Here is an 11,823-nt window from a genome sequence, read left to right on the forward strand (position 1 = left end):
GTTCCTGGGCTGATGCCGGGTTCGAGGAATTATCTGAGCTTCAAGACAGTGAAAATAATCACCATGCGGTATTGGGATTATCACTGAGGGTGATATTGCTGTGTTTCGTGGGTTTCAACCAAAGGCTGGATTCTTTAACTCCCACTGATCAAGCTGGGCGCCATCGAAGAACGTCGCAAAATCCTTGCTGGGAACTGGCCGGCCAGTGAAATAACCTTGAACGGAATCGCAGCCAATCTGCTTGAGGAACTCGAATTGCTCAGCGGTTTCGACCCCTTCAGCAATGACATGCAGCCCCACATCGTGCCCGACCGTTGTAATGGCGCGGGCAATGGCCTGGGCTGTTGGGTCGGAATTTACGGAACTGACAAAGCTACGGTCGATCTTCAGGCAATCAATTGGCAATTTCCGGAGATAGCTTAGCGAGGAATACCCTGTGCCAAAGTCATCAATCGCAACGCGGATACCCAATTCTCTCAGGTCATTGAGATTCTGGAGCGCCTTACTGACGCCATCGACCATGATGCTCTCTGTTACCTCGAGCTCTACCAGCTCAGGTTTGATATTTCGTTGTTGAATTCCGGCTCGCAGCTCTTCCACAATGGTTCGTGTGCTTAAATGTATGCCCGAAATATTGATTGAGATGGGCACTTCTTTGCGCCCCTCCTCCCTCCAGGCCACCATCTGATCGAAAACGCGCTCGGTCACCAAATGGGTAAGAGGGACAATAAGTCCCGCCTGCTCGGCAATGGGAATAAACTTTGCGGGCGAGACGAAGCCCAGCTCAGTATTGGTCCAGCGGATCAGAGCCTCAACACCGATCAGCTCGAGCCCCGAAAGGTCGAATTTGGGCTGATAGTGCATCTCCAGCACTCCGTCCGCGATATCACGGCGCAGTAGACGTTCCAGCTCAATGTCTTTGTAAATTGTATTTCGCAGTTCTGCATTGAACCAGCGCACACGTTTTAGGCCCAGGGATTCTGGTTCAGAGTGCAATGCGTAGGCTGTAGCACTCAGCAGGCCATCAGCAGAACTCACTGTCTCAAAGCTATCCGCCCCTCCTACATTCCAGTCAATCATGCAGGAAAAACCATCCACCTCAAACGCCGAGGACAGTCTTCTTGCCAGCCCCTCCGCCAGATCCTCGGCGAACTCAATAGTTCGGAGTCCGGAGAGAACAATGACGAAATCCGTGTCAGATAGCCGGGCTATCAGAGCCGGCGTGCCGACCAGATCCCGGGGCAACGCTGTCATGAAACCGTCGAGCCCAATATCCAGGCGTTCAACAACAGCACAGGCCAGTTTTGTCAGCCCTCGCCGTCCAATTCTCGGTTCGAAACCGCTAAGGTCCGACGCAGAGTATCGAATTACCAGCGTATGGCGCCCCGTTTCCAGGTCGTTTTTCAGACGCAGATTCAGCTCTGAAACCAGCTGCTTTTCGTTGGGGATGCCAGTGTCTGTGTCGGTGTAGGCCAGCTCAAACATCCGTCGTTCAGACACAAATGCTTCGCTGTGATCCTGCAACAAACACAGGATTTCATTTTCGACACCTGCGATAAATCGGCCCTGAATAGTGAATGACGTGTTGTTCAAATCGTAATTCAATACAAATTTATTAACGCTTTCAGTCGGGGTTGCTGTCTTCCATGTTTTAAACGCGTCGCTCACGCAATGGCTCGGAAGGCACTCGAAAAAACATTGCCCCGCGGAGAACGTCTGGCCAATGACGGACGGCAGACGCTCTATCTGGTGCCCTGCCTGAATAACACCATCCCGATCCAGTACCAGCATGGCTTCTGATGAGGTTTTGAGCATCGAGGAAATCTGAAAACTGCGACTGCTGAGATGCTTTTTTATGTTGCGGGCCCGAATCAGGGAGTTAAGCCGTTGTGAAATAATTTTCCAATTAAGGGGTTTTGCAACGAAATCCGTCGCACCGCATTCGAAAGCGGCATCAATAGAAGCATCATCGTCCTGGCCGGTAGCAATGATAATGGGGACCGGATCATCTTCCAGGAATTCCCGCATTTTTCTGCAGGTTGAAAAACCATCCATGCCTGGCATTCTCGCATCCAGAATGATGGCATCAAAACGATGGGATCCGAGCCAACTCAAGGCTGTATACCCATCAGAGGCCTCTGTGACCGAGAATCCGGCTTTTTCTAACGCCACACGAGATACGAGGCGAACAACCAGATCGTCATCCACGACCAGCAGGCGGAAAGTATCGGAATCCTGGCTTCCGTCAGTGGCGGTTTCGTCATCAAGGCTTGAGCCAAGCATGCCCTTCTCCCTATTTCAGATCATTTACGAGAGATATAGCATTGGCCGTGCCAACAATATTTATTCTTTGTGAATCAACAACTAAACCCCCATGAATTCAGGGGGAATTTCGGCTTCGCAATTTGCAACTCATAATGAAAAGCGCTGGTCTTGCAATTTGTCCCATTGTTGCTTTTTGCGATAGATCGTTGAGGCACTGATTTCGAGAAAGGCGGCGGCTTTCGGGACATTGCCACTACACCGTTCGATGGCTGATTCTATAATCCTCTTTTCTTCCAGCCAGAGGGGCATAATGCCCTCACTGCCCCGGGATGAGGGTGATGACCGGAGGGGCGCTTCCACACTGGCATTCGCAGGAAGGTCCATGGGGCCGTCAGGTTGTGTTTGCTCTGAGTCCAAAGCCATCGCGGACTCAGGATACTCATGCCGAGATCGCGTCAAATCAGGGAGCATTGTCATATCCACGGTTTTGCCGTCGTTCAAGACAACAATATTCCGAATCACATTGCTGAGTTCTCTGACGTTGCCCGGCCAGCTGTACCGTAAAAAGAAAGCTTCAACGTCGCGATGGAGTTGTTTGAAACCTTTTCCCTCGTCCATGGCGTACTGAAGCAGCAATGACTGGGCAATAAGCAGAATATCCTTACCACGTTCACGTAAAGGAGGCATATGAACGGGAATGACATGCAAGCGATAGTAAAGATCTTCTCTGAAGCGCCCTTCCTGAACTTCTCTTAAGGGGTCGCGGTTGGTGGCACAGATAAACCGCACGTCGACGTTGACTTCTTTACTGCTGCCCACCGGCTGTAAGCTTCCGGATTGTATCAGGCGTAACAATTTGCTTTGCAGATCAAGGGGCATCTCACCGATCTCATCCAGGAACAGCGTGCCCCCCGACGCCCTCAAGGCTGCGCCATCCCGGGCTGAGGCGGCTCCAGTGAAGGCCCCCTTCACATGGCCAAATATCTCACTCTCAATCAATTCCCGGGGAATTGCGGCACAATTCAAGGCAATGAACGGCTTGTCCGCTCTGTTGCTCTCCGCGTGCAGGGCCTCAGAGCACAGCTCTTTACCCGTACCGCTTTCGCCAGTGATAAACACAGAAGCACGGCTTTTCGCAGCACTCTCAACAATGCGATAAACATTCTGCATCGGCAGAGACGCGCCGATCATTCGATGAAACTGCTCCCTGACAAAAACCTTTTCATACTCTTCAACAACTTCTTTAAGCTGTTGTTTCTTTAATATATTCGTCAGTGTTACATCAAGGCGAGCTTTGTCGAAGGGTTTGGATATAAAATCGCTGGCACCCCGTTGCATGGCATCAACGACCATATCGACCGAGCCGTGCGCGGTGATCACAACCACCGGCAAATCCGGTTTTTCTCTCTGCATCTTGTCGAGGATGTCCAGTCCGCTGGTGTCCGGCAGCCGAATATCAGTGATCAGGGCGTCAAATTCCCGCTCCGACAGACATTGAAGAGCATCCAGCCCGGTGTGGGCCACTTCCACGTCGTACTGTTTGTCGAGATAACTGCGGTAAACCAGTGCATTCGAGGGACTGTCTTCAACCAGAAGTATTCTGGGTTGGCCGTCATGCAGCATCAGCAGCTCCTTTTGCTGTTGTCTCCTGAAAACTAGAGGGGTGGTTTCTCAAGTTGTTCATGGTATCGAGAATATGCGATCAGCGTGTCCCCTGCCACTTTTCTAACCAACTGAATTGTTGCTGAATCCTCAATCGAACGCCCCATACTGGCCAACTCTTCGAGTCGCTGGGCGCTGTCCTGAAGACGCTCCCCTCCAAATGTGCCCGCACAACTCTTGAGCGCATGCGCCTGCTCCCTGATCTCGGCTTCATCTCCTGTAGCCTCGGCATTTTCAAGCGCCTGTATTCGTTTTTTTACCTCATTGATGAACACAGAAATCATCATTGGCAATGTTTCTGCCGACGTGTCCGCTACAAGCTGATCAAGAACGGCATCAGATAACAGTTCGTATTGTGCTTCCTCTTCGGGAGAGTTCATGGCGCTTGCCTCTGCTGCAAACCGGCAGTTCTCAATCGATCCAACCAGTTTTTCTATGTTAAACGGTTTGCTGACGAAATCATTCATACCCGCTTTTAAACAACGCTCCACTTCTGTTTTTTCCGCATTGGCGGTCAAGGCTATTATCGGTGTTTGCGTATTGGGCCCGTTACCCTGTCTTATCTGGAGCGCTGCCTCCATACCATTCATGCGGGGCATTCTCATATCCATAAGGATCGCCGCGTAATTTTTGTCACCAGCCCGCTGACAGGCCTCTTCACCATCATGAGCAAGGTCAACCACGTAACCCCGGGCTTTGAGCATTTCAGAACCAATGAGAAGGTTGGCTTCGACGTCATCAACCAATAGTAAATGTCCCTTATCGGTTGTTGGTTGATCATTTACGGGGTTGACCTCAGTGACCGCTTCCAGAACAGACGATTCAGCCGCAGCACCCGGCTGGTCCTGGCCTGGATCCATGGGATCGCAGCACCTGAGCGCCGGATCTGGCATTTCGTAGGGGAGCCTTATGGTAAAGGTGGTTCCAACCCCCTCCTCACTTTCCACCGACAGGCTTCCGTCCATACCGTCCAGGAGCTTGCGAGCTATTGCAAGACCAAGTCCAGAGCCACCGAAACCCGTGTCCCTGAGCGCATCTACCTGCTCAAATTCAGAAAAAACCGTACTTAACAGATGGGCGGGAATTCCCGGACCGGTATCACTCACTTCAATGACCAGAGTCGGTTCCATCCCCGGTCCAGCCGGGTCCTGATGACCAACCCTTACCGTGACCTCACCCTCCGTTGTGAATTTACAGGCGTTGTCCAGCAAAATGGTGAGTATCTGTCTGAGATGATCCCTGTCAGCAGACAACTGGGCAGGCAGCGCGGGATCCGTCGTTGACGTGAGTGTGACGGTATCTTTGCATCGGTGTAAACCGACGGCATTTACCACACCATCGATCAATGGATTCAGTTCAAACTGGACGCGATGAAATTCCATCTGTCCGGCCTCAATCTTTGAAAAATCCAGCACCTCATTGACTACCTGAAGCAGTGATTCCCCGGATTGTTGGGCCAATTTCAGGTACCGACGCGCGGCTTGACTCATCGAGCCGTCATCAGACATCAGCGACAGAGAGCCCAGAACGGCGTTCATTGGCGATCGGATCTCGTGGCTCATGTAAGATAGAAAACGAGACTTTGCGGTAGATGCCTGCTCCGCCTCCGCTCTGGATTCAATCAGTTCCTGTTCTTTCTGTTTTCGCTCGGAAATGTCGCGGATGGCCGCCGTAACAAATACCTGCCCTTCCACCGTGATGGCGGTTAGCGCCAGTTCAACAGGGATACTGTCTCCTGTTCTCCGCAGCGCTGTCGTCTCTACACGCTTGCCAATGAGGGGGCCTTCGCCTGTGGCCTGAAAGTGCGCCATTCCTTTGGCATGAGCCTCCCTGAACTCAGGGGGTATCATGAATTCGTGCATGGGCTCGCCCAGCACCTCCGATCGGCGCCAACCAAAAAGCGTCTCCGCCGAACGACTGAAATCCGTCACCAAACCTTCATGATCAACAGTGATCAGTGCATCCAGGCTGGAATCCACCAGGTTCGCTTTCAGATGCTCACTGACTTTGGCCGCCTGTATAAGGTTATGTTCATCGGTGTAGTCCCGAATAATAACCAGCGACCGCCCTTCCTCGCCTGCTTCGAAGCCCCTCAGGCGAACATCGACAAACCGGTTACCGGTATCTGATTCAAGCGTTATCGGCTGCCAGTCATTCTCAGTAAACCTGTCCAACGTACTCTGCTCTCTGCATTCAGGCGAGTGGTTCGCAAGAAGATCCGTCAACAGGGTGTGGTTCAAGGCACTCCGTGCGCAACCGAACAGGTGCTCGAACGCCTGATTCACGAAAACGATGTCACCATCAACGCTCAACATGGCGATAGCATCCGGGGCAGCTTCCAACAGCGCTACAAACTCCGCTTCGCGTTGTCGCAGGCTCGCATTTGCGGTTTCAAGTCGCTGATTGGTCGCCGTCAGCTCTGCTTTTTGCTGCGTAAGCACTGAAGACATAGTGTTGAACGACTGGATTGTTTGCGAGACCTCGTCACGGCCCCTGCTGTTGAGCGCTTTGACAGGTTTGCCTTCCTGCAGATCCCGGCTGGCCTTTTGCAGCGCGAGAATACGTCGGCTGAGATAGCTGCCAAATAGCCAGGAACAGATACCAACGAGCACAAGCTCCAACAACGCAATCAGAAGCAGACGACGTTGCGCTTCTGACCAGATTTGGCGCAACTCGCGGACAGAGAATCCAATCTCGAGGGTGCCAAATTCCTCGCCATCAATCTCAATTGCTTTCTGTACGTCGTAGATACCATCGTCCACGTCGTCAAAGGAGCCATCAGGTGACACCGAGTCACTGACCGGCATACCAGTCTGGGCGAGTAAGCGACCATAGCCACGAACCCGAACATAAGATACACCTGAGAGCGTCCCCAATTCGTTTACCTGCTCGTTTAGGGATGCAAGATCAAAGGCAATTAACGAGTCAAGAAGCACTGAGCTTGCCATTTGCACAGTATCGTTCGCTCGCTTATGTAAGGCCTGGGCTCCAGTGTTTTGAAGGTAGGTAGATGCTTGCCATACCAGCAGAGAAAGGAAGATAACTTCAATCAGGGCGATGCCCAGAATGGTTTTCCAACGAAATGACATTGCCCGAACTCCCTGTCGTCGAAGGCGTTTTTTCTATCAGCGCCCCCGGATATCCAGCGCCCTGACCTCGTCCCAGTCGTTGTCGGAAGCGCTTTGAAAACCACTCATGCCAAGCCCTTCCAGAATTTCCCGGCCCCTCTCTGAGCGGTCAAAGTCGACCAGCGCTTCTCTGATCTCTGCCTTGAGAGCTTCAGGCACTCTCGGATGTACGGCAAAAGCATGGCCGGTAAAACCTGGTGACAGCCAAAGTATTTCCAGTTTTTCACGGATCTCTGGAGACATATTCTCAAAGGTACGCACGATCCCGCCACCCGCCTCAAAAAGCCCATTGGCCACCGCGCGATACACCGAATCGTGTGACCTGACAAAACTGGGGTTGTAATCAGCAATTGCCTTGTCGAGAAAAGAGCGCGTAATCAGTGTTGCTGCGAAAGCGTTTGGAGCTGGAAATGCAATCGACGTACCGTCCAGTTCTTCGAGTGACTCAATCATCCGATCAGACCGCACAACGATAATACCCTGTATCTGGTGGTCACGCTGACGGACCAGAGCCTCGTAACCCGGATTCATACTGAACACCGTGTAATGGTAGGGGTTCATGTAAGCGAGGTCGTACTCCCCGGCCCCCATCCGTTTTTCGAACTCGGGAATATCCGGCGCTGTCGCAAAACGCACAGTGAATCCCACCTGCTCCGACAGATATTTTGCAAGAGGAAGCCACTCACGGGCGAGCTTCTCGCTGGCCTGCTGGGGAACCACACCCAGAACGAGAGATTGGTCTTCCTGCACGTCTGTCCAACCCAATCGAGTCATAAGTATAAGCGCGAGAGCAAACAGAATCTTGATACTGCAATTAGGTATACGAACCTTCATGGCGCTTCCCTTGTTTTTAAATAGAGTACGACGTGTGTGCCACTCTCTGAAGCAGGATTCGGTCCAAGTTTATTAAGACTTTAAATAACAAATGAGTAGCCATTAAATCTAAAGTTAAGTACATGATTTACAGATTTGAATCGCAAATTGCGAATCAATCTGCCATCAGAGCGACAAGGACTCCCCTTACTCCCCTGTTTACCGGGCATTTCGAGCGTTGGCATCAAACTTGCCCTGTACAAGCTCAGAGGCACAGAAAATCTATTATGAACGTCGGTCAAAGGCCCAAAGCCCATGTGGAACCAGCAACAGATTGAAGACGACCAGGAGCGCCAAAGCACAGTACTCGTTGTGGAGGATTCCATCTCGGAACGTGTTCGCCTGATCGCCATGCTTGGAAAGCTCGACTACCGGGTTATAGAAGCCGTTAATGGTCTCGAAGCTCTCGCCTATCTTGAGAAAGAGCACGTTGACATTGTCATCAGTGACTGGCGCATGCCTGGAATGAATGGCTTTGAGTTGTGTAAACAAGTCAAGGCAACAGCAGATCTGGCGCCCTATTTCATTCTTCTGACCGGACAGAAGACGGTTCATGATCTGGTTGCGGCCATGGATGCCGGAGCAGATGACTTTATTGCCAAGCCCTTCGCCGTCGAGGAGCTCCGTGTCCGCATGAACGCGGGCCGTCGGGTGATCAATTTGCGCCACCGGCTGTGCGAAAAAAACCAACAATTGCGACTTTCCCTTGCCCGCGAGTCAGAAACTCTGGTTCAGCTTAAAGACGATCTGATGGCTGCTGAAACACTGCAGCGCGCACTTCTTCCTGACCCGACGAGTCTCCCGGATGGCATCACCATGCTCCACTATTTCAAGGGCGCCAGTGGAGTTGCCGGAGACGCCTATAACGTCATTGCTCTGTCACCAACGATGATCGCGTTCTATCTGATTGACGTGTCAGGGCACGGTATCCGTTCAGCGATGCTGTCGTTTTATGCAACCCAACTGCTTTCGAACACCAGCAAACCGGTCAATGGGAGTGATTTGCCGCCGGTACCCAGTCAAGTGGCTCAAGAGCTAAACCAGAGATTTCTGGCGGAGTTCGATGATGGTGATTATCTGACCATGGTGTACGGGATTCTCAACCTGGAGAACGGGCAAGGGTGCTTTTGCCAGGCAGGACACCCCAATCCGTTTGTTCTTGGCTCAGAATCGGGGGCTCCGGCGATACTGGGAGGACCGGGTTTTCCGATAGGGATGTTGGCAGAGGCAACCTACGAAGACGTGCCTTTTGAATTGAAACCCGGGCAGCGACTGATCGTGACGTCCGACGGACTTTTCTCGTGCAGGATGAAGTCAGGCAACCTGCTGACAAAAGAACATCTGGCCGGATTGCTCAACCGCATTGCGCAATTACCCTCGGCCCATCAGCAGACGAAACTTTCATCCACTCTGGATTCGTTTATAGCCGCCCAGGAACTTGAGGATGATATCTCAGCCATGATGATTGAGCGCGCTCTGGAGCCGGCAACCCCAGCCTGCCCATCGACACCGTCTGAGTGTGTACCGGCATGAAGAACTCAACCATATCGAGCCCTGTCAGCCTGGATTCCATTGAGCAGATACTGTCGATTATTGAAAACACTCTGACAACCTGGCTGGCGTCTCCCCATGAATTGTTCGAGATCAGCACCTGTTGCCGAGAGGCCCTGAATAACATTGTCGAACACTCAGGCCAACGTTCATTTTCAACAAAACTTCGGTTTGCACGAGTAAGCGGGCGCAAGGTTCTGTTTGTCACCTTCAGCCATCCCGGCTTTGTGCCGAGACCGGATACCGCTGACACCATGCCTCTGGACAGCTTGTCTGGCCGGGGCTGGCCCATCATGGAGGCCTGGATGGATCGGGTACGGCACCGCAGCGTCAATGGTGCCACCCGTCTCACACTGATACGGGCACTTGCAAATAGCCCGGTTGGTGTATCCACCGAACCTTGCAATATCAATTGCCCAGTTTCGCCCAACCAGATCAATACAGACGGAGAATTTTATGGAAACGCCAAGCCCAACGAGTAATTTTGAAATCATCGACCTTCCGCCGCTTCTGGTGATGGGTAACAGTGATCCTGTTCGCAAGCAACTTGAGTCCCGTATTTCGGCCGGGTTGCATCGGCTGATCCTGAACCTTCAACCGGTAGAGTTCATGGATTCCAGCGGTCTTTCAGTGCTTATGTCGGCCTGGAAGAAAGTGAAGCCCTTCGGCGGTCGAGTGATCCTGGTCTCTCCCGCACCCAGTGTACGGGCTCTCCTGGAGCTTACCCGCCTGCACGAGATCTTCGAAATTTACGAAGATATGGATGCAGCACAGGCTGACATGGCGGCTTGATGCCATCACTTGGCGAGGAGTAGCGCTATGGGAGATCGGATTCGGAGGCACCTTGATGGAGCCGGCCAGGCTTTGAGGGTTAACCATTTTGTTCGCAATGTGGGTTGGCTGACTCTGAGCATGTTAGCCACGCGGATTTTGCGCCTCGGAATAACCGTGGTGGTAGCCAGAACCTTTACACCACTGGACTATGGACAGATCGCGTTAATCTTCACAGCTCATGAGATTATCGGGCTGTTTATACAGCGGTGTACTCAGGTCAAGCTGATCCAGGCCCCCACCAGAGACCTGCCCTCTCTGTGTCGAACAACCTACCCGCTCAACTGGGTGTTGAGCCTTAGCCTGCTCGCGGCACAGTTCCTGACCGGGTTCCTGGTAGCCACGTTCTACGCCACTCCCGAGCTCTGGCTTCCGATCAGTTTGCTGGGGCTGTCGCATCTGCTGCTACCCGCCGGCATGGTTCAGGCTGCGCTTAACGTTCGAGCCGGAAAACTTCAACTGGTAGCAAAAATTGAGGTTGCCCAGACCGTCGCCGAAGCGACGGGCGTTTTGCTGCTAATTGCTGCAGGAATGGGTATCTGGTCTCTGGTGATACCTAAAATTATTGCGCCCCTCCTTTGGGTATTGGGTCACCGTGCGCAAAATACCTGGCGATTCGACAGGTCGATTGAAGGCTCTTCCTGGCGTGAAATACTTCGTTACAGCTCTAACCTGCTGCTAGTTGACGGGCTTCACGTGGTGAGACAGAACCTGGACTATCTGTTGATCGGGTATTTTCTTGGCCTTGAAGCTCTGGGGCTGTATTTTTTCGCGTTCAATGCGGGTCTGGGAATTGCGAGCACCTTTGCAAATGCCATTAACAGTGCCCTCTTGCCGCACCTCTGCAACGCAGACGGAGACAACTCTGACGCGCAGCGCAATCAACGGTATCGTGCCGGTATTCTGATGATCGCCATTGTCGTTGGCGGGTTGGTATGCCTGCAGTCTGTCGCCGCACCCTTCTACGTGCCCCTGATTTTTGGCACGTCCTGGGCCGCAGCAGGCAGCATTCCACTGATCGTTTTACTATGCCTTACCGCATTGCCGAAAACTCTGTTTGAAGCCAGCAGTCAGTACTTGCGGGCACTCGACCGGCCTGCAGAAGATCTCAAGTGCCATGCGTGGCTCACACTGACTCTGGTCGCCAGTGTCTCGGCCAGCGTTCCATTCGGCCTTTGGGCCGTCGCCTTTGCAACGTTCGTCACCTATGGTGTCGGGGCCATAGTGATGATGCACTACTGCCGAAAACCGACCCTCTGTGAACCTTCAACCTCCCCTCAACCGCACCTTGTACACCCATAACGGGATCATGCAAGCGCCTCCACTTCTCGAAGAAGACCCGCGATAAACGCGGGTTTTTCATCAGCCCGAAGACTGCACATCACCAGAGAAAGAGCTGGCAAGCCAGAGCGCACAGCCATGTTCTCTGTCTGTTTGCAAAATGCGACAACCACCACCATTCCGGCCTGCACTTACCTCCAAACTGATTTGCAATTTGCGAATAGACCCCATC

At 52.5% G+C, this 11,823-nt stretch carries 8 protein-coding genes; 4 read left to right on the forward strand and 4 right to left on the reverse strand.

What is annotated here, in order from left to right; all coding sequences use genetic code 11:
• Window positions 1–114: 114 nt before the first annotated feature.
• The 4 genes from KO499_RS18930 to KO499_RS18945 form a co-directional block, all read right to left on the reverse strand.
• The gene (locus KO499_RS18930) at window positions 115–2,283 is read right to left on the reverse strand and encodes an EAL domain-containing protein (protein WP_215985296.1); all 2,169 of its coding nucleotides are present in this window, start codon (window positions 2,281–2,283) and stop codon (window positions 115–117) included.
• Window positions 2,284–2,412: 129 nt separating this feature from the next.
• On the reverse strand, window positions 2,413–3,888 hold the full coding sequence (locus KO499_RS18935; protein ID WP_215985297.1) for a sigma-54-dependent transcriptional regulator: 1,476 nt from the start codon (window positions 3,886–3,888) through the stop codon (window positions 2,413–2,415).
• A gap of 32 nt (window positions 3,889–3,920) precedes the next feature.
• Entirely contained in the window at window positions 3,921–7,016 is a 3,096-nt protein-coding gene (locus KO499_RS18940; protein ID WP_215985298.1) for a PAS domain S-box protein, read from the reverse strand.
• Between the two features lie 36 nt (window positions 7,017–7,052).
• Complete coding sequence (locus KO499_RS18945; RefSeq protein ID WP_228340046.1) at window positions 7,053–7,889, reverse strand: phosphate/phosphite/phosphonate ABC transporter substrate-binding protein; 837 nt, start codon at window positions 7,887–7,889, stop codon at window positions 7,053–7,055.
• 294 nt (window positions 7,890–8,183) lie between these two features.
• On the opposite strand from KO499_RS18945, the gene KO499_RS18950 reads away from it, so the two are divergent.
• The 4 genes from KO499_RS18950 to KO499_RS18965 are packed head-to-tail and all read left to right on the forward strand — an operon-like array spanning window position 8,184 to window position 11,612.
• On the forward strand, window positions 8,184–9,461 hold the full coding sequence (locus KO499_RS18950) for a PP2C family protein-serine/threonine phosphatase (protein ID WP_215985299.1): 1,278 nt from the start codon (window positions 8,184–8,186) through the stop codon (window positions 9,459–9,461).
• Complete coding sequence (locus KO499_RS18955; protein ID WP_215985300.1) at window positions 9,458–9,961, forward strand: ATP-binding protein; 504 nt, start codon at window positions 9,458–9,460, stop codon at window positions 9,959–9,961. Before KO499_RS18950 ends, KO499_RS18955 begins: the two co-directional genes overlap by 4 nt.
• Window positions 9,936–10,271 carry an STAS domain-containing protein gene (locus KO499_RS18960; RefSeq protein WP_215985301.1) on the forward strand — a complete coding sequence of 112 codons (336 nt, stop codon included), beginning with the start codon at window positions 9,936–9,938 and terminating at the stop codon, window positions 10,269–10,271. The genes KO499_RS18955 and KO499_RS18960 overlap by 26 nt, the downstream gene beginning before the upstream one ends.
• 27 nt (window positions 10,272–10,298) lie before the next feature.
• On the forward strand, window positions 10,299–11,612 hold the full coding sequence (locus KO499_RS18965; protein WP_215985302.1) for an oligosaccharide flippase family protein: 1,314 nt from the start codon (window positions 10,299–10,301) through the stop codon (window positions 11,610–11,612).
• Window positions 11,613–11,823 lie beyond the last annotated feature (211 nt).

It is taken from the genome of Marinobacter sp. F3R08, assembly GCF_018860425.1.
In the GTDB taxonomy this organism is placed as follows: domain Bacteria; phylum Pseudomonadota; class Gammaproteobacteria; order Pseudomonadales; family Oleiphilaceae; genus Marinobacter.